Origin of the sequence: Thalassovita aquimarina (assembly GCF_018219815.1) — a bacterium.
Classification (GTDB): domain Bacteria; phylum Pseudomonadota; class Alphaproteobacteria; order Rhodobacterales; family Rhodobacteraceae; genus Thalassobius; species Thalassobius aquimarinus.
In genome coordinates, this window is sequence record NZ_JADMKU010000013.1 from 1 (window position 1) to 18,383 (window position 18,383).

Here is an 18,383-nt window from a genome sequence, read left to right on the forward strand (position 1 = left end):
CTCGTTCGTTTCATTGTCCGTCCTCATGTTGGGGCGGACTCTAGTTCCAAATGGTGGAAAAATCCCGTGGCAGGTCAGGGCATGCACATAGAGACAAGGAAGTTGACCTAAAGCAACTTTAGCTTTTTAAGACGCTATCTGGCGTTCGCTCCAAACTCCTGGGAGGCTGACGTGTTTGGGGGCAATCAATAATTCATCCCCAACACGTTTTGTTTGAACAGAATACCTAACGTCGAAACTGTGAAGGCGAGACTTGGAGTAAAGAGACCTGATCTCGGAAGTGTTATCATAGGTAACTATCCAAGGCATCGTAAGATCTTGAATTACATCGGCCAGCGCCGCGTGGTCCTCAGGACGGTAAAAACTTGTGTATAACTGGGAGCCCTTGTTGAAATACGGAGGATCCACACACAGAAGGGTCTTATTAGGGAGCAGCTCGGGTGACCGCTTCAAGAAGTCAAGGGCATCCATACGATATAGAAAAATCTCGTCTCTATAGGTGGCCACCCTACGGATTCTTTCGACCAGATCTCGCCGGTTGAATCGGCAGTCCATTAGGTAGCTGCCAGTCTGCTTAAGTCCTCCGATAACCCCGCCTTGCGCAATGATTCCTGATCGGTTGGTACGATTCAGGTAGAAGGCGGCAAACCCAAGTTTCAAAGGGTCGCTGTCGTTTTGGGCTCGGTATATATCTCTCTGATTTCGCCATTCATCTATGGTAAGCTCAGTGGTCATCACTAGCTCAGTAAATTCTTCGGTGTTATTAAGTACCGAATGCCAAAACGACCAAATGGATGCATCCAGGTCGTTGATGTGGATCTCTCGAACGGTTCCGCTAAAGAGCAGGGCTAGGGCAAGCCCTGCACCTCCAGCATAGGGCTCCGCATAGGTCCGGTGTATCAGATTGTTGTCAGCAATGATCTCTTTCATTGCTTTGAAAAGGCTTGCTTTTCCTCCGGGGTAGCGAAGTGGGGAAGCGGTTCTGGTCATTTCCTCAGGTGCTTTCGCAAGTCGTGATCAAGCACCGGCAAGATCATCTCCCAGTCACTTTTAAGCTGTTGAGCATCAAACCCTGCTGACGTCGGGTGGTGCTTTGTATCATTCCCATGAATTCTGATGCGGTCAAATGCACCTTCAACAGATTTCGCAGTATCTTTGGAAAAACACAGATCTTTGTTCAATAGATTTTTTCGTTGCCAATGTTGAGAAATATTCCCGGTTTCTGGGCGTCCCAAGGCAATTGACAGACTATCAAGCAATGACCAAGCTGCCACGAATAGAGTGGGGACATGATCTTTCATGGTGATTGTAGAAATAGAGTAGTAGAGCGACTGTAGCTTGTAGTTGCCGAGCTCTTTTAGGAGAGCTTCTACGGCCTCGGAGTACGGCATGTTTTTCGAAGGCTCTGGGCGTTTTGGCTTTGGGGGTATGGAACCGCTTTCCCTGTCGCTCTTCGTTTCGTTTCCGTCATATTTCGATTCACCGCTGTCGTCCTGATTGACTTTAGCACTGTCCTGCTTATCACCAGCGGAGGTTTGTTGAGTACTCGTTGCCGACGTGCCGGCACCTTCAGTGCAATGTTCGCCGGTTCCGACTTTTTCAGATTTCTTTTCGACGAGGTCATTTGCCAAAAGTTCTGGCTGGCTCAAGCGCACAGAGCTGCAGCCCAACTCACCCTCTAGCTGGTGAGCTTTGTCGTTGATTACTTTTTTATCGGCTTGGGAGCCTAAGCGCTTTACAAGAGCTTCTTCCATCAACCATTTTGCGAGCTTGTCAAAATCCTCCAACGGGCGGTCACGGTATGGTTCTGTCGGGTCTTTTTCGAAGTGCAAACCGAGCGCAGCTCGCATAACAGGATTACCGACCAGCCTTACAACATGAGACAACCGCCCCTCTGTTTCATCCTTTGAGACAAAGCCACGTGCTACGGCATAGTCCATAACGGCTTGCCCCCTCAGATTGCGAGGGTGCTTGAAGTGACGAGTTTTCTGAACTGTGTTCCACGCCTTCCTTCCCTTCCCCGACAATGTGCCTGCATGAGCTCGTTCGATCCACTTGCGGCGCTCGTCTTCGTCTTCTTCAACGATTACCTCAATTGATCTTGGGACTTTGAATTTCGCCTTTGCCCGTTTTAAGGCATCCCTCATGGTCGAAGGAGCTCGTTTGGGGTCCTTCAATAGTTTAAGAGCGCAAAGGCGACGGTTGCCTTCGGCTACAACATAGTTTGCGTCCGTTGGATCATCATCTGGATCCTCGCGAAACACCATGAAACGTTCAAGCGGAGAGAGGCCGTTTTCAGAAATGTCACGAGCAAGTTCCAGGACTTTTTCATTGGCACACAGAGCTGCGATAGCAGCTTCTTCGTCCAAAACCCCTTCAAAACGGGGATTATCTTCGTGTAAAATTAAACGGTTCAGTCCAATTTTCTTTACTTCAGGCATCTCGGCACAAGTCCTGTTCTTTGGCAATCCACTTTATCGGTCTTAAAGCTGTCATCAACCAACTACATCGTTATTCCTGCGGCGCCAACCGACTGATAGAAATGCCGCAGGCGATTTCAGCTTAATGTTGCCCTGAGTGCTCAGGTGCAGCATCACTGAGCCTTTGTCGCGTTCGACAAAATGACCGCTTACGCTTAGCTAACGCATGTATCTGATGATTTCAGCGAATGTCAGCTCCCCGCCCGACTGTGTCAGATGCTGCAAGCGCGACGTTCGCTGGAACCATGTCCGCTCTGGGCTGGGAGCGGACTTTACTAACAACCTCGAATGACCATGAGAAACGAGATGGCTACAAGAGTAGAGGGCAAAAATATGCGCCACTGTCTTTCTCGTACTTCAGCTCTTCTTGTGGGGTGCTAGGCAATCTACGGCTTCTTGAAGCTGTACAAGTGTGAAGCCCTCACGATTATACACTTCTTGAGTTACGCCTGACCTTGCGTGGCCGACTAGGCACTGAATAATCGGTTCTGGTACACTGGCTTGGCTAAGGCGTGTAACGACGGTGTGTCTCAGGCTATGGAAAACCAGCCCCGGCTCTTTCATACCCAATTTGGGTAAGAAGCTCTCATTGCACCAACGCCCTAAGTTGCGGCCATATCCGCCGTTGGCACTATAGCTGTAGTCGGAAAACAGCCTCATGCCGGACTTGCGGCTTTCCACGAAGTCAAGAAATCCAATACTGATCAACTCTGAGTGCAGAGGTACCTTGCGCCTCCCTGCCGTTGTCTTGAGCCGCTTGTTGTCGTCACCTTCGTCAGTGATGTTGAGGAACCAAATGTCTCCGTTGACTTGCACATCAGAGACGTCGAGTTGACAAATCTCATTGAGACGTGCCCCGGTGAACATGCCAAGGAGCATTCCCCATTTGTGACTGTCTATGCGTACCAGTCCGGACGGGTTTTCAGTCAACTCGTTGTAGAGCAGACAGGCTTGGTCCGGTGAGAAGGGTTTGCGTTCTGTTTTGCTGTTCTTCGCCTTGGCGACTTTCATGCTGTCAAAAAGGGTATGCGGCGTATGGCCGTGTCGCTCTGCCCAGTCGAAGAAACTCTTGAACATTTGGATGTGGCTGTTGATCGTCTTGGGCGCGATCTTGTTGTGGCCGGGTTCCTGGATGACTTGCATCAGCGGCATGGCCTTCAACTTCGGCTTGGTGTTCCTGCTTGCCGGTAGCGCCTGCAAAACCTTCTTGACTTCGTTCGCATCCTGCTTGGTGATCGTGCCAAGGAGCCGGTCTGGCCCGAAGTGCTCCACGAGGATGTTCAGGTAAGCGCGGTTCTGGCCGATGGTCTTGTCAGCCCATTGGCGGGAATGCTCCGCAATGAATTCCTCTATCGCTGCACCCAAAGGCGAGGACGCTGGCGCAGCGGGCGCAGGAGGGGCGGAAGCGATGGCCGGGGTATCTTCATAGGAATAATGCTCAAGGCGTTCAGCAGCCTCCAGAACGCGCCTGAGCATGTCCCGACGACCTTTCCTAAGCTCAATCGCAATCCTTGGCAGGCTGGCGTCCCAATCTGCGTCTGACACGTCCATCTTTGACTTGAAGCGGGCGATTGGCAGGTATTGCGGGTTCACGCTTTCGAGATCGACCAAACAATCATGGTCCAGCATTTCTTCGCGCGCATCCGCCAAGGCATTCTTGGACATGCCACGCCGATCTAGCCAATCAAGGTACTGGTTCAAATGTGCCTTGAAATAGGCTTGCACCTTTACGCGTATCTCGTTTTGCCGAAGTCCTGCCAATGAATCGTTCTCGCGTAGTAATTGTCCGCAAGATGCAAGATGGCGCGCCAAAGTACCAGCCCGATCCGGGCAACGTGTTCTCAATGAAATCCTGACGGTAGTTCGTTTCCCATCCGGGGACAGAGGGATAGGCCAGCGGAAGTAGAAAATTCCATGTCTGGAAGGGCATAGATAAGATGACAGCATCATAGGTGTGTGTCCCACTTTGTGTCACACCCGACAGTCAAACGACTAACCATATGATTTAGATGAAAATGGAGGCGAGTACCGGAATCGAACCGGTGTACACGGATTTGCAATCCGCTGCGTCACCACTCCGCCAACTCGCCGCCAAAGTGGGTGACGCTCGATTAAAGGATAAACTTCTCGTCTGCAAGCCCCCATGCAGCGTCGATTTGCCGTTTCAGCACCGTTGCCGCTGGTGACGAGATGTGACAAAACATAATAAGGAATCTGAACGAAAGAGTTTAGTAGATGACAGACTTTGCCGCACGCCGCATCATGATGGTGGACACCCAGATCCGTCCTTCCGACGTGACCAAGTTTCCCATTATCGAAGCGATGCTGAATGTTCCGCGCGAAGAATTCGTGCCCGCGGACAAGACCGAAGCCGCTTACGTGGGCGAAAACATCGATCTGGGTGGCGGGCGCGTCGTGCTGGAGCCGCGGACGCTGGCCAAGTTGCTGGATGCGCTGGATGTCCAGGGCGACGAGCTGGTGCTCGACCTGGGGTGCGGGCTGGGCTATTCGGCGGCGGTGATCGCGCGCATGGCCGAGGCCGTGGTGGCGGTCGAAGAGGACGAGACGCTGGCCGAGGACGCGCAGGCGGCGCTGGCGCGGGTCGGGGCGGACAACGTGGTGATGCATGCCGGGGCGCTTGCCGAAGGCGCGGCCGAGCACGGGCCCTATGACGTGATCATCCTGGAAGGGGCCGCCGAACACGTGCCCGAGGCCATTCTTGATCAGCTGAAGGAAGGCGGCCGGATCGGGTGCCTGAAGGCCGAAGGCGCGTTGGGCATCGCCCAAGTCGGCTACAAGATCGACGGCGAAATGAACTGGCGCTACGCGTTCAATGCCGGGGCGCCGGTGCTGAACGGTTTCGAACGCCATCGCGCTTTCACGCTTTGATCATTCCGGCGCGCCCTGCGGGGCGCGTTGTCATTCGAGCAGGCAAAATAACGGAGCGAGCAATGGGCACGACAAGGATCAGACGGAAACTGACGACGGGCATCGCCGCGGTCGCGATGGCATTCGCGGCCCCGGTCGCGGCATGGGCCGACAGCCTGGCCGATGTGATGGCCGATGCCTACAAGAACAGCGGCCTGCTGGAACAGAACCGCGCGTTGCTGCGCGCCGCGGACGAAGATGTGGCGATCTCTCTTTCGGCGCTGCGTCCGATCGTGGCCTGGGCCGGGGACGTGACCCGGAGCTTTTCGCGCTCGTCGTCGTCTTCGACCTTCTTCACTCCGGTCGATCGCGGCTTGACCACGGCGTCGCTCGGTATTTCGGCCGAACTGCTGCTTTATGACGGCGGCAGCAGCAAGCGCCAGATCGAGGCGGCGAAGGAAAGCGTGCTGTCCACCCGGGAAACGCTTGTCGGGGTCGAACAGAACGTGCTGCTGCAGGCGGTCGATGCCTATACCAACATGCGCGCCCAGTCCGAAACCGTGGCCCTGCGGCAGAACAACGTGCGCGTGATCAGCGAAGAACTGCGCGCCGCCAAGGACCGGTTCGAGGTCGGCGAAGTGACCCGTACCGACGTCGCCCAGGCCGAGGCGCGGCTGGCACAGGCGCGGGCATCTCTGGCGCAGGCACAGGGCGATTACCAGGCCGCCCGCGAATATTTCGTCGCCGCGGTTGGCCGCAAACCCGGCCAGCTGAAGGCGCCGCCGGCGGCACCGACACCAGCGAAATCCATGGAACACGCCAAGACCGTGGCGCTCAAGAAGCATCCCAGCATCCTGAAGGCGCAGCACGATGTGGCCGCAGCGGATCTGGGAGTGCAGATCGCCCGCGCATCAATGGGGGCGACGGTGAAGCTTACCGGGCGCTACGGGATCGAAGAGACCTTCGACAGCAGCGCGTTTTCCAAGGGCGGATCGGTCGGGGTTGAAGTGTCGGGGCCGATCTACTTGGGCGGTCAGTTGTCGGCGCGCTACCGTCAGGCGGTGGCGCGGCGGGATGCCGCCCGTGCGACGCTGCGCCTGACCAGCATTTCGGTGGCGCAGGATGCCGCCACCGCTTTCGCCAATCTGCAGGTGGCCCGGGCCGCCCGCGATGCCAGCGAACGGCAGGTCCGCTTTGCAACCGTCGCTTTCCGCGGCGTGCGGGAAGAAGCGACGCTTGGCGCGCGCACCACGCTTGACGTGCTGAATGCCGAACAGGAATTGCTGAACGCGCAGGCCAACCTGATTACGTCGCGGGGCAACGAATACCTGGCTTCCTACGCTCTGTTGGCGAATATCGGCTACCTGACATCGGATCACCTCAATCTGAAGGTCACCCGCTATGACCCGGCCGCCTACTACAACCAGGTGAAGAACGCGCCGGCGATGGTAAGCGAACAGGGTCGCAAGCTGGACCGGGTGTTGCGGGGCTTGGGAAAAGAGTAAATTTTTCCCGTGAGTTGTGAGAATCTCTGCCCGGGGTTACACTGCGCCTCGAGGCAAGAGTGGGAAAAACAATGTCAGACCCGGTGACGAACGTAGAAATCGAGGATGTACTCGCGTCCATCCGCAGGCTGGTTTCCGAGGATTCGCGTCCCGAAACCGCGCCGCAGGACGTGCCGGGCAAGCTGGTGCTGACCCCGGCGCTGCGCATTTCCGACGCGCCTGAAGCCACGGAATCGGAACCGTGTGCGGGTTCCGCCGCCGGCGACGATACGGTTTCGGCGGTTGAGCCGGGCGGCCACTACATCCCCGATGACGATTACGCCGAGGATACAGAGGAGCCGCAACCACTGGAAAGCGCGGACCTCGAGGCGCGTTTCGCCGATATGGTCGAAGAGGAAGAACTAGACGATCTTGCCGAGAGCGGTCCCGCCGAGCCGGAGTTCGGGGCGGCAGCAGCTCAGGAGGCCGATCTTCAGGCCGTGGCGGAGGATGCCGCTTCCGCCGACTGGGAAGAGGCCGAGACCGTGGAAGAATCCGCGAGCGCCTATACGGCTTCCGATGCCGCATATGGCGGTTTCGAAGTGAACGAGGTCGAAGAAGCTCCCGTCGAGGACCCGATCGAAGCGGTCGAATTTCGTCATGCGGCCCATGCCGATACCGACCTCGAGGACCTGGCGGAATTCGACGCCGAAGAGGAAGGTATCCTTGACGAAGAAACCCTGCGCGAAATGGTGACCGATATCGTTCGGCAGGAATTGCAGGGCGCGCTCGGCGAACGGATCACCCGAAATGTTCGCAAACTGGTGCGCCGCGAAATCCATCGCGCCCTGACCAGCCACGATCTTCAGTAAGACGGTTCCTGCGCCAGCCGCAGCAGCATGTCGAGGTCCAGATGGGTTTCGACATGGGCCGCCAGCGCGTCCAGAACGCCATCGAGCTCTTCGGCATAGGCGGTTTCGACCGTGGCCCCGAGGGCGGACAGAAAGGCTGCGCGGAAGGCATCCGAACTGAACAGCCCGTGCAGGTAGCAGCCGCGCACGCGCCCGCTTGTGCTGCTCGCGCCCTCGGCGCGGCGATCCACCTGCAGCCAGGCGCGGGCGCAATCCGGGCCGGTGGTTTCGCCCAGATGGATTTCATAGCCCTCGACCGGATCGCCGGTCGGCAGGTAGGTCGCGCGGGTCAGCGCCAGATGCTTTTGCGGTTTCATCACCGTGGTCACGTCCAGCAGGCCCAGCCCCGGCACCGATCCCGGCGCGCCTTCGATCCCGTCGGGATCGGCGATTTCGCGACCCAGCATCTGGTACCCGCCGCAAATGCCCAGAACGTGCCCGCCGCGCCGGACATGTGCCTGCAGGTCGATGTCCCAGCCCTGTGCGCGGAAATGGGCCAGATCGGCGATGGTGGATTTCGACCCCGGGATCAGCACCATGTCGACATCCCCCGGCAACGGGCGGCCGGGTTCGATGATCTCGACGCTGACGCCCGGTTCGGCAGAAAGCGGATCGAGGTCGTCGAAATTGGCGATACGCTCCAGCCGGGGCACCGCGATCCTGAACCCGTCGCCCTTGGCCGAGGCGATGTCCATCACGTCCTCGGCCGGCAGGCGCCAGGCATCGGCGAACCAGGGCAGGACCCCCAGCGAGGGCCAGCCGGTACGTTCGACGATGGCGTGCAGCCCGTCATCGAACAGCCGCACATCGCCGCGAAACTTGTTGATCGCGAATCCCCTGATCCGCCCGGCATCCTCCTGCGACAGGACCGCCTGGGTGCCGACCAGCTGGGCAATGACGCCGCCGCGGTCGATATCGCCCATCAGGATCACCGGCACGCCGGCGGCCTCGGCAAATCCCATATTGGCGATGTCACCCTTGCGCAGGTTGATCTCGGCCGGGCTGCCGGCACCTTCGACGACGACGATATCGGCCCCCGCGCAAAGGCGGCGGAAACTTTCCAGCGTAGGGGTCAGGAGATCCGGTTTGGCCCGCCCGTAATCGCGCGCCCGCAGGGTGGCGAAGCGTTTGCCCTGCACGATCACCTGCGCGCCGGTATCGGTTTCGGGCTTCAGCAGCACCGGGTTCATGTCGGTATGCGGGGCGACCTTGGCGGCCAGCGCCTGCAACGCCTGCGCGCGGCCGATTTCACCGCCATCTTCGGTGACGGCGGCGTTGTTCGACATGTTCTGCGGCTTGAACGGGCGGACCGCCAGACCCCGGTTTGCCAGCGCGCGGGCAATCCCGGCCACGACCATGGATTTGCCCACGTTCGATCCCGCGCCCTGGATCATGATTGCCTTGGTCATGCGCCGCCCCCGCCTTGTTCAGCTTGCTTTTAGAAGCAAACGGGCGCGGGCAAAAGCGCCAAGGCGACAGGTTTCAGTCGTCTTCCGGCCCGCGGCGGCGGACATCCTCGTAAGGGGTGCCGTCCAGATGGTGGTAGAAATTGTCCGACGCGGTGTCTGCCATAAGGTCCAGACCGGGATAGAAGGCGCGTTCGCCCGGCATCCGCGACCCGATTTCCAGCAAGATCACATCGCTGTCGCTGCGGTTCTGGATGCAATGGCCGATTTCCTCGCCCGCCTTGAAGCCGACGCAATCGCCCGGGGACAGCTGTTCTTCGGCCGTGCCGTGAACCAGCGTGGGCGTTCCGGCGATGACGTAGACGAATTCGTCTTCCTTTTCGTGCCAATGCGGCAGGGCCGACCATGTGCCCGGCGGCAGCAGCGTGTGGTTGACGCCGAACTGGGTCAGCCCGGCGGCATCGCCCAGGGCGCGTTTCACCCGCGCCTTGGTGTTCTGGTGATGCGGTGGCGGGTAAAGCGTGCCGGTCTTGGCGGGTTGCGAGGCGATGTCTATCTTCTTGGTCATCGAAATCTCCGGTTGTAGCGTGCGCAGACTAACAGCCAAGGCGGGGCCAAGGGAAATTCCGTTTTGTGAAATTCTGCAGCAGGATTTGTGCGGAAACGAAAAACGCGCCCCCGAGGGAGCGCGTTTTTTCTGTGATCGCAGCAGCTTGGGATCAGGCGGCTTCGGCCTGTTGCGCCGCGTTGCGACGTTCGCTTTCTTCGCGCGACAGCGCGACCGAGGTCCGAACGCCCTTGCCGACGAATTCCATCAGGCCGTTCACAACGCGTTCGTTCGGGTCGATGCCGGCGCAGGACAGCACTTCGCGACCATCGCGCGACCGTGCCCAGCGGGCGATCTGTTCCGGACCGTTGCCATATTTCTTGTCATCGGCGATAGCATCGTCGAGAGCAGCCAACACGACGGCTGCGAACAGTTTGCGGGCCCGGTTGCCTTGCTCGTTATTGAAGGCGGTGCCGTCAACGAAATCTTTCATGTTTCGTCCTTTGTTATTGCTCTTGTCTTTCTGGCGTAGCGAGGCTTATGACTGATTGTTCGTGATTCGGGTAGGCTTCTGGTGCATGTCTTCCATGCAAAATATGCATGACTCATGCTCTTGAAACTGCGCCCCGGGTTCCTTGCCTTGGCCTTGAACGCCATATATAGGTGCGTTCAAACTTCCATCAACCTTTTGCCAAGGTTTTGTCATATGCCTAAAATCAACGGTAACGAAATTCGTCCCGGCAACGTGCTGGAACATGAGGGCGGTCTCTGGGTCGCCGTGAAAGTGGACCACGTCAAGCCCGGCAAGGGCGGCGCCTTCGCGCAGGTCGAAATGAAAAACCTGCGCAACGGGTCCAAGCTGAACGAACGCTTCCGTTCGGCGGACAAGGTCGAACGGGTGCGCCTGGAACAGAAAGACCAGCAATTCCTGTATGAAAACGACGGGATGCTGGTGTTCATGGATACCGAAACCTTCGATCAGGTCGAACTGCCGGCGGACCTGCTGGGCGAACGCCGCCCGTTCCTGCAGGACGGCATGACCGTGGTGATCGAATATTACGACACCGAGGCGCTGAACGTGACGCTGCCGCAGAAAGTGGTCTGCAAGATCGTCGAGACCGAGCCGGTCGTAAAGGGCCAGACCGCCGCGAATTCGTTCAAGCCCGCGGTTCTGGACAACGGCGTTCGGGTGATGGTGCCGCCCTTCGTCGCGCAGGACGAAGACATCGTGGTGAACACCGAAACCATGGAATACGCCGAACGCGCCTGAGCGCGTTTCCGCTTATGCAACGTCGCAGCCGGGCAATCGCCCGGCTGTTTTCGTTTGGAGTGCTGTTGAGACGCGCCAAAGCCCGGCGACGGTTAAGCGCCCGCCGCGCTCAACAACCGTTCCACCATCCCCGCGTAGCCGCTGCCGAACAGCCGGTAATGCACCAGCGCGGGCCAAAGCTGGTAGATCGGTTGGCGTTCGTCGTAGCCCGGCTCCGTCGCGCCATAGCCGTCCCAGAACGCAGCGGGCGGCGATCCGAACAGGTGCAGCATGGCAAGGTCGACCTCGCCGTGACCGTAATAGCAGGCCGGGTCGATCAGCCAGGCCCGGCCGCCACTGAAATGCACATTACCCGTCCAAAGATCGCCATGCAGCAGCGAAGGCCGCAGATCGGGCAGGCGGTCGGGCAGGGTGGCGATAAGCACCTCGATCCGCTTGGCCAGATCGGGCGGCAGAAAGGGCAGGCTGGGGCACAACCGGCGCTCGGCCCAGAAGCTCGGCCAATCCGGGGCTGGATCGTTGGGGATGGCGACGGGGCCGAAGGCGTAAGCGTCCGGCCAGCCGAAGGCTTCGCCCTCCCGGTCGTGCTGCGCGCGCAAGGCTCGGCCTAGGTCACGCCAATGCGCCGGGGTTGCCGGTTCCTCGGGCAGGTAATCGATCAGCAGCAGATCACCCGCGACAAATCGCGGGGCAGGAGCGGTGTCGCCGATGGCCTCCAGCATCCGTGCCTCGACCGCGACCATCGGCCCGGTCTTGCAGGCGTACTCTCGCCCGTCGGCCAGGGTCAAGTGGGCGACCTCGGACAGGTCGCCGCCATGCAGCGCCCGGATCCGCGCCACCCGTGACCCGGTCAGGGCCTCGATCCGGGCGGTCAGGGTCATTCGGCCAAGCTCATTCAACCAGGCGCAGCCGGGCCGCGCCCGCCGTCATCTCGCCCTTGGCGCGGTCGAAGCGCAGATGGGCGATCGCCTGTCCTCTGGCGCTGGTAAACAGCGTTCCGGCCTCCTTGTCGCCCGCCATGATCGGGGTTCCAGCAGGCGCGTCGCCCGCGATTTCGACCACGCGCAGCCCTTTGCGCAGTTCGGTCTTGTGCTTCATCCGTGCGGTGACTTCCTGCCCAACATAGCAGCCCTTGCGGAAATCCACCCCGTGCAGACGATCGAAGCCAGCCTCGAGGATAAAGGTGTCGGAGGTCAGTTCGATCCCGGTTTCGGGGATGCAATGGGCGACGCGGATGGCGTCCCAATCGCTGCCGTCATCACCGCCCTCGGCGCCGTACAACCGCCAGCCCAGAGCCGGGTCGCGCGGGTCGGCAAAGGCACCGTCGGGCATAGGCCCGGTGCCGCGCTTCACCTGCAGATCGGTTTCCTCGATCGTCACATCGGCGCGCAGTTTGTACATGGCCAGCCGCTGGGACAACATCGGTGCCAGCTCACTGGCGACATCCAGCAGCACCGCGTCGCCGTCGGGGACGAGGAAAAAATCGGCCATGTATTTACCCTGCGGCGTCAGCAGCGCGGCGTAGACCGGCCCCTGATCCAGCTGTTCCACGTCATTGGTCACCAATCCTTGCAGGAAGTGGCGGGCGTCTGATCCGCTGATGCGGAATATGGTGCGGTTCATTTCAACTCTCCCGTTCGGCGCGTGACTGTAATATAGCGCGAGGCACGGACGGCAACAGGGGACAGACATGCGCGCGGCCCTATCGGTGATCATTCCCACGCTGAACGCGGAAAAGCAGCTGCCGGCCTGCCTGTCGGCACTGATGGAAGGGCTGGAGGCCGGGCTGGTGCGCGAATTGGTAATCAGCGACGGCGGGTCCTCCGACGCGACGCTGCGGATCGCCGACGAGGTCGGCGCAGTGGTGATCGCGAGCGAAGCGTCGCGCGGCGGGCAGTTGCGGCGCGGGATGCAGGCGGCGCAGGGCGACTGGTTGCTGGTGCTGCATGCCGACACGGTGCTTGATCCCGGCTGGTCCGAAAGCGTTCTGGATCACATCGCGGCGCACCCGGAGCGGGCGGGGTACTTCCGGCTGCGTTTCGATGCCGCCGGTTTGGCCCCGCGCGTCGTCGCGGGCTGGGCCAATTTCAGGGCGCGGTTTTTCGGGCTGCCCTATGGCGATCAGGGGCTGCTGATTTCGCGCGACCTCTACGACGGTGCCGGCGGCTTCGACGATCAGCCACTGATGGAAGACGTGGCGATGGCACGGCAACTACGCGGGCAGTTGCGCCAAATCCCCGTCACCGCCCGAACAAGCGCCGCGAGATACGTGAAAGAAGGCTGGTTCCGGCGCGGGGGGCGGAACCTTTGGATCCTTTTGCGCTATCTTTCCGGCGCCGATCCGCGCGATCTTGCGCGATCTTATCGGCGGTCGGGCCCTCGGTCTTGAACTGCAGCTTGTGCAGGTCGGCATAGATACCGCCGCGGGCCAGCAATTCGTCATGGGTGCCTTCGTCGACGACGCGGCCCTTGTCCATCACTACGATCTTGTCGGCATTGCGCACGGTGGACAGCCGGTGCGCGATGACCAGCGTGGTGCGGCCCCTGGACAGCTGGTCCAGCGCGTCCTGCACCACCTTTTCCGATTGCGCGTCCAAGGCGCTGGTGGCCTCGTCCAGCAGCAGGATCGGCGTGTCACGCAGCAGCGCGCGGGCGATGGCGACGCGCTGGCGCTGGCCGCCCGACAGGTTCGACCCGCGCGGCCCGACCGGGCTGAGCAGGCCATCGGGCAACTTGGGCAGGAAATCGGTCACATGGGCGGCTTCCAGAACCTTGTTCAGCTGTTCGTCGCTGACGTCGCTGCGGCCCAGCAGGATGTTTTCCTTCAGCGTCTCGTCGAACAGTGCTGCGTCCTGCGACACCACCGAAAACAGCCCGCGCAGATCGGCCAGCGTCATGTCGGACGCCGCCACGCCGCCAATGGTGACCGACCCGGTCTGCGGATCGACCAGCCGGGTCAGCAGGTTGAAGATCGTCGATTTCCCCGCGCCCGAGGCGCCGACCAGGGCGGTGGTCTTGCCCGCCGGGGCGACCAGGGTGGTGCCGTTCAGCACCGGCGTGTCGCCATAGGACAGTTCCACCCCGCTCAGCCGGATTTCCGGCATGCCCAAGGGGGCCGGTTTGGGTTGCGCGGGCGAGACCAGGGCGGGTTTGGTGTCCAGCAGTTCCTTGATCCGTTCGATCGCGGCGGCGGCGTTTTGCCAGACACCGGTGACCGCGCCCAGACGGCGCAGCGGCTCGAATGCGAAACCGATGGCGGTGAAGAAGGACATGAACTGGCCGATGGTCTTTTCACCCGAAATGATCTCGGCCCCGCCGAAGACCAGCACGCCCAGGAACCCCAGCCCCGCCATCACGTCGATCAGCCCGGGGATCGCGGCGGCGCCCAGTTTCGCCTTCACATCGGCCGTGACCAGTTCCCCGGTCAGGTCGCGGTAACGCTGCGACTGGTAGCTTTCCAGCCGGTTCAGCTTCACCGGTACGATGCCGTGGAACACCTCGTCCAGCCGGGTGGCCAGTTTCGCGCCCAGATCGCGTGCCTCGCGGGCGCGGCGGCGGACGAAACCCTGCACCATCTGCGACGGTAGCACCATGATCGGGGTGCCGATACAGGCCACCAGCGTCCATTGCCAGTCGACCGACACCGCCACGCCCATCAGGATGATCAGCGCGATCAGGTCGCGCCCGGCGCCGGTGATGACGGCGTTCCAGACCTGTCCCACCGCTTCGACATCGGCCTGCACCCGCTGGATCAGGAAGCCGGGCGGGTGGGTCTGGTGGAAACTGCCGTCGAGCCGCATTAGGTGATCGAGCATTTCGACCCGCATATCGGCAGCCGAGCGCTGTGAAATCAGCGCCAGCAAAGCCTTCTGGCCGACGCTCGCCAGCGCCCGGGTGATGAAAATCAGCATGATCGCCAGGCCGACCAACCACAGCGCGCCGTGATCGCCGGCGATGAAGACCTGATCGAACATCGGCTTCATCATCCAGCTGAGCGCGCCCAGCGTCGATCCTTCCAGCGCCATGAAGAACAGCGCGGCCAGCAACAGCCACAGATGTTTGTGGAGGTATTTCGACCACAGCCAGGCCAGCAGTTGGCGGCTTTTGACCCCGGCCGCCTGGGTCATTGCGGCAGTTTCCGGCCGTTGTGGAAGCCTGCGGTCAGCCTGTCCGCGTCATATTCGTCGCGCAGCCAGTCCTCGAATCCGATATCGCCCTTGTGCAGACGCGCCTCATAGACATCGAGGAAGTAATCCAGGATGCCGGTCTTGGACCATTTCAGATGGATGAATTTCACCGACAGCATCTTCTTGGCCTCGGAGACGGGCACGCCTTCATAGACCATCAGGTAAACCGCGCTGGCCAGCCCGGCGCGGTCGGCGCCGGATTTGCAATGCATCAGGAACGGGCGTTCGATGGTGCGCATCGCCTCGATCACCTGCAGCAGGTTGTCCTTCGGGGGCGCCTTGCGGGCATGCAGCGATATGTTTACCATGCCAATGCCCAACGCGTCGCAGGATTCCTTTTCCAGCAGGTAGCGCGGCTGCACCCCTTCGCCGCGCAGGTTCAGCACCGCCTTGATGCCCATCGCGGCATAGGTTTCGAACCGCTCGTGAGTCGGCTGGTTCGACCGGTAAACACCGGGCGCGATTTCGAAAAAATTGGTCCAGCGACGGCGCAGGATCGCATGGTCGAACCAGTTGTAATGCGTCATCGCCATGCGTCGGTGGTCGGGGTCGTCCAGATCCAGCTTGGCCGGAAGGTGCTTTCCCTTTTCCAACGCTTTGAATTTTTTAACCGGGTTCATCATCATCCTGGGGCCATTAAGTCGCGCATCTTGTAGTGATCCCTCCCCATATAGGCAAGTTCGATGGCTGTACCATGCCTCGGCGCCGGGCGTTTTGTCCGGTCCGGGACGGGAATGGACCGCATCACCAAATTTGATCATTCTCGAGATTGACCTGCACCCGGCTTCGATTAACCTCGCCGCGTTATTTCGGAGCTTTTCAATGAACCTATCCAACGGTCGTCCCTACCTCGCCATTCCCGGTCCGTCAGTTATGCCAGAAGAGGTGCTGCGCGCCATGCACCGGTCCGCTCCCAACATCTACGAGGGCGCGCTGATTGAAATGACTGCCGGGATCATCCCCGACCTGAGGCGCGTCGCCCGGACGGAACACAACGCGGCGATCTATATCGGCAACGGCCATGGCGCCTGGGAAGCGGCGCTGTCGAACGTGGTGGCGGCGGGCGACCGGATCCTGGTGCCGGCGACGGGCCGGTTCGGTCATGGCTGGGCCGACATGGCGGAGGGGCTTGGCGTCGAAGTCGAGATGATCGATTTCGGCCGCAACCGGCCGTTCGACCTGAACCGGGTCGAGGAGGCGTTGCGCGCCGACACCAAAGGCCGGATCAAGGCCGTGCTGGGCACCCATGTCGACACGTCGAGCAGCGTTCTGAACGACATCGCCGGGCTCAGGGCGGTGCTGGACGCGGTCGGGCATCCGGCGCTGCTGATGGCCGATTGCATCGCCTCGCTTGCCTGCGACCGGTTCGAGATGGACGCATGGGGCGTCGACGTGATGGTCGCGGGCAGCCAGAAAGGCCTGATGACACCGCCCGGGATGGGTTTCGTCTTCGCAAGCCCGCGCGCGTTTGAGGCGCGCGCCCGAATGGAGCGGGTCAGCCGCTACTGGGACTGGACGCCGCGTTTCAATCCGGAAAGCTTCTACCAGTATTTCGGCGGCACCGCGCCCACCCATCACCTTTACGGGCTGCGCGCGGCGCTCGACATGATCCATGCCGAGGGTCTGGAAAACGTGTGGCGGCGGCACGACGTTCTTGCCCGGGCGATCTGGGCCGCGGCCGAACGGTGGGGCCAAGACGGACCGCTGCGCCTGAACGTCGCCGACCCGGACCACCGGGCGCGGTCGGTGACATCGCTGCGGCTGGGCTTGCCCTATGGGCACCAGCTTCGGGAATGGGTCGAAGCCAATGCCGGGGTCACGCTGGGCATCGGGCTGGGCATGTCGGAAGAAGGCGATCCCGACGGGCGCGGTTATTTCCGCATCGGTCACATGGGGCATCTGAATGCCCATATGGTCATCGGGATGCTGGGAACGATCGACACCGCCTTCAAGGCGCTGGACGTGCCGCACGGCAAGGGCGCGCTGGAAGCGGCGGCGTCGGTCATGGCTGAAGGCTGAGGCGGGGGGCTGTCTGCCCCCCGGCGGTTGAATGCAGGGCATTCAACCGCGCCCCCGAGTATATTTTCAAAAAGAAGAAGTCAGGCGCGGGCCTTTTGCAGGGCCTGCGGCAGCGCCTTGGCGAACAGCGCCAGGTCCTCGGGGCGGCCGGCGCTGATCCGGATGCAGCGGTTTTGCGGCGCAACGAAGGGCATGCGCACGAAAATCCCGTCCGCGACGAGCGCATCGAGCACCGCCTTGGCAAACGCCCCGTCCCGGCCGCAATCGACGGCGACGAAATTCGTGGCCGAGGGCAGGGCGGTGAGCCCGTTATCGGCCGCAATGCGGGCGATTTCGTCGCGCGCTGAGGCCACGCTGGCACAGGTCTGCGCCAGCCAGTCCTGATCCTGCAGCGCGGCCAGCGCGCCGATCTGGGCGCTGCGGTTCATGCCGAAATGGTTGCGAATCTTGTTGAAGGCGGTGATCAGCTCCGCGGCGCCAAGCGCATAGCCCACCCGTGCCCCGGCGAGGCCGTGGGCCTTGGAAAAGGTGCGCATGCGGATCAGTCGCGGGTCTTCGATGTCCAGATCGACCGCGGTGCCCTCGGGGGCGAATTCGACATAGGCCTCGTCCAGTACCAGCAGCGTGTCTTCGGGCAGGGCTGCCATCGCCTTGACGATATCGGCGCTGCTCAGCCAGGTTCCCATCGGGTTGTCGGGGTTGGCGAGGTAAACGATCTTGGCGTCCACCTCGGCCGCCTTGGCGAACAGCGCCGCGGGATCTTCATGATCGCCCCTGTAGGGCACCTTGTGCAGGACGCCGCCGAACCCTGCCACGTGGTAGTTGAAGGTCGGATAGGCGCCATCGGAGGTCACCACCGCATCGCCCTCGGTGACCAGCATCCGTGCCAGGTATCCCAGCAAACCGTCGATGCCTTCGCCGACGACGATATTGTCCGGGCGCACGCCGTGAAAGTCCGCCAGCGCGTGGCGCAGATCGTGGCTTTCGGGGTCGCCATACATCCACAGATCGGCCGCCGATGCGCGGATCGCCTCGATCGCGCGGGGCGAGGGGCCGAAGATGTTTTCATTGGCGCCCAGCCGCGCCCTGAACGGCCGTCCCATCGCACGTTCCTGTGCTTCGGGGCCGACGAAGGGCACGGTTGCGGGCAGCGTATCGGTCAGCGGGGTGTAGCGGGGTCCGGTCATGGCGCCAGATAAACCAAACCCTGC

Annotated in this window: 16 protein-coding genes, 1 tRNA gene and 1 pseudogene; 6 read left to right on the forward strand and 12 right to left on the reverse strand. The window is 61.1% G+C overall.

Features of this window, described 5'->3' with window-relative positions:
* Positions 1–126: 126 nt before the first annotated feature.
* From IT775_RS13960 to IT775_RS13975, 4 genes are all read right to left on the reverse strand, one after another.
* Entirely contained in the window at positions 127–990 is an 864-nt protein-coding gene (locus IT775_RS13960) for a DNA adenine methylase (RefSeq protein WP_212701737.1), read from the reverse strand.
* The gene (locus tag IT775_RS13965; protein WP_212701738.1) at positions 987–2,441 is read right to left on the reverse strand and encodes a hypothetical protein; all 1,455 of its coding nucleotides are present in this window, start codon (positions 2,439–2,441) and stop codon (positions 987–989) included. The genes IT775_RS13960 and IT775_RS13965 overlap by 4 nt, the downstream gene beginning before the upstream one ends.
* Before the next feature lie 396 nt (positions 2,442–2,837).
* Positions 2,838–4,145: a site-specific integrase gene (locus IT775_RS13970; RefSeq protein WP_246525589.1), complete on the reverse strand. Its 1,308-nt coding sequence runs from the start codon at positions 4,143–4,145 to the stop codon at positions 2,838–2,840.
* A gap of 351 nt (positions 4,146–4,496) precedes the next feature.
* Positions 4,497–4,570 (reverse strand) — tRNA-Cys (locus IT775_RS13975).
* Between the two features lie 145 nt (positions 4,571–4,715).
* Between IT775_RS13975 and IT775_RS13980 the strand changes: the two genes are divergently transcribed.
* The 3 genes from IT775_RS13980 (at position 4,716) to IT775_RS13990 (ending at position 7,704) form a co-directional block, all read left to right on the forward strand.
* Positions 4,716–5,369, forward strand: a complete 654-nt coding sequence (locus tag IT775_RS13980) for a protein-L-isoaspartate O-methyltransferase family protein (protein WP_212701740.1) — start codon at positions 4,716–4,718, stop codon at positions 5,367–5,369.
* Between the two features lie 62 nt (positions 5,370–5,431).
* Positions 5,432–6,853, forward strand: a complete 1,422-nt coding sequence (locus IT775_RS13985) for a TolC family outer membrane protein (RefSeq protein ID WP_212701741.1) — start codon at positions 5,432–5,434, stop codon at positions 6,851–6,853.
* Between the two features lie 83 nt (positions 6,854–6,936).
* Positions 6,937–7,704: a hypothetical protein gene (locus tag IT775_RS13990; protein WP_212701742.1), complete on the forward strand. Its 768-nt coding sequence runs from the start codon at positions 6,937–6,939 to the stop codon at positions 7,702–7,704.
* Here IT775_RS13990 and IT775_RS13995 read toward each other — a convergent pair.
* The 3 genes from IT775_RS13995 to IT775_RS14005 all read right to left on the reverse strand — a co-directional run bounded on the left by IT775_RS13995 (position 7,698) and on the right by IT775_RS14005 (position 10,189).
* Positions 7,698–9,152 (reverse strand): cobyric acid synthase, encoded by a 1,455-nt coding sequence (locus IT775_RS13995; RefSeq protein WP_212701743.1) that lies wholly within the window; start codon positions 9,150–9,152, stop codon positions 7,698–7,700. The genes IT775_RS13990 and IT775_RS13995 overlap by 7 nt on opposite strands.
* A gap of 73 nt (positions 9,153–9,225) precedes the next feature.
* The gene (locus tag IT775_RS14000; RefSeq protein WP_212701744.1) at positions 9,226–9,717 is read right to left on the reverse strand and encodes a cupin domain-containing protein; all 492 of its coding nucleotides are present in this window, start codon (positions 9,715–9,717) and stop codon (positions 9,226–9,228) included.
* Positions 9,718–9,868: 151 nt separating this feature from the next.
* A complete protein-coding gene (locus IT775_RS14005; RefSeq protein ID WP_058261650.1) occupies positions 9,869–10,189 on the reverse strand; it encodes a DUF6280 family protein in 321 nt (106 codons plus the stop codon).
* Positions 10,190–10,402: 213 nt separating this feature from the next.
* Here IT775_RS14005 and efp point away from each other — a divergent pair, with 213 nt between their 5' ends.
* The gene (efp, locus tag IT775_RS14010) at positions 10,403–10,966 is read left to right on the forward strand and encodes an elongation factor P (RefSeq protein ID WP_212701745.1); all 564 of its coding nucleotides are present in this window, start codon (positions 10,403–10,405) and stop codon (positions 10,964–10,966) included.
* 92 nt (positions 10,967–11,058) lie between these two features.
* Here efp and IT775_RS14015 read toward each other — a convergent pair whose 3' ends face one another.
* Together IT775_RS14015 and ygfZ are read right to left on the reverse strand one after the other, a co-directional pair.
* The gene (locus tag IT775_RS14015) at positions 11,059–11,847 is read right to left on the reverse strand and encodes a fructosamine kinase family protein (RefSeq protein WP_212701746.1); all 789 of its coding nucleotides are present in this window, start codon (positions 11,845–11,847) and stop codon (positions 11,059–11,061) included.
* Between the two features lie 10 nt (positions 11,848–11,857).
* Positions 11,858–12,589 (reverse strand): CAF17-like 4Fe-4S cluster assembly/insertion protein YgfZ, encoded by a 732-nt coding sequence (gene ygfZ / locus IT775_RS14020; protein WP_212701747.1) that lies wholly within the window; start codon positions 12,587–12,589, stop codon positions 11,858–11,860.
* 67 nt (positions 12,590–12,656) lie between these two features.
* On the opposite strand from ygfZ, the pseudogene IT775_RS14025 reads away from it, so the two are divergent.
* Positions 12,657–13,271, forward strand: a pseudogene (locus IT775_RS14025) (TIGR04283 family arsenosugar biosynthesis glycosyltransferase); the annotation flags it as partial.
* Here IT775_RS14025 and IT775_RS14030 read toward each other — a convergent pair.
* Complete coding sequence (locus IT775_RS14030; protein ID WP_246525591.1) at positions 13,207–15,093, reverse strand: ABC transporter ATP-binding protein; 1,887 nt, start codon at positions 15,091–15,093, stop codon at positions 13,207–13,209. The pseudogene IT775_RS14025 and the gene IT775_RS14030 overlap by 65 nt on opposite strands.
* Positions 15,090–15,773, reverse strand: coding sequence for a fused DSP-PTPase phosphatase/NAD kinase-like protein (locus IT775_RS14035; RefSeq protein WP_212701749.1), 684 nt, complete (start codon positions 15,771–15,773; stop codon positions 15,090–15,092). Before IT775_RS14035 ends, IT775_RS14030 begins: the two co-directional genes overlap by 4 nt.
* A gap of 202 nt (positions 15,774–15,975) precedes the next feature.
* Here IT775_RS14035 and IT775_RS14040 point away from each other — a divergent pair, with 202 nt between their 5' ends.
* Positions 15,976–17,172: a pyridoxal-phosphate-dependent aminotransferase family protein gene (locus tag IT775_RS14040; RefSeq protein WP_212701750.1), complete on the forward strand. Its 1,197-nt coding sequence runs from the start codon at positions 15,976–15,978 to the stop codon at positions 17,170–17,172.
* Between the two features lie 80 nt (positions 17,173–17,252).
* Here the strand turns inward: IT775_RS14040 and IT775_RS14045 are convergent, their stop codons facing one another.
* The gene (locus IT775_RS14045) at positions 17,253–18,359 is read right to left on the reverse strand and encodes a pyridoxal phosphate-dependent aminotransferase (protein ID WP_212701751.1); all 1,107 of its coding nucleotides are present in this window, start codon (positions 18,357–18,359) and stop codon (positions 17,253–17,255) included.
* Between the last annotated feature and the right edge of the window lie 24 nt (positions 18,360–18,383).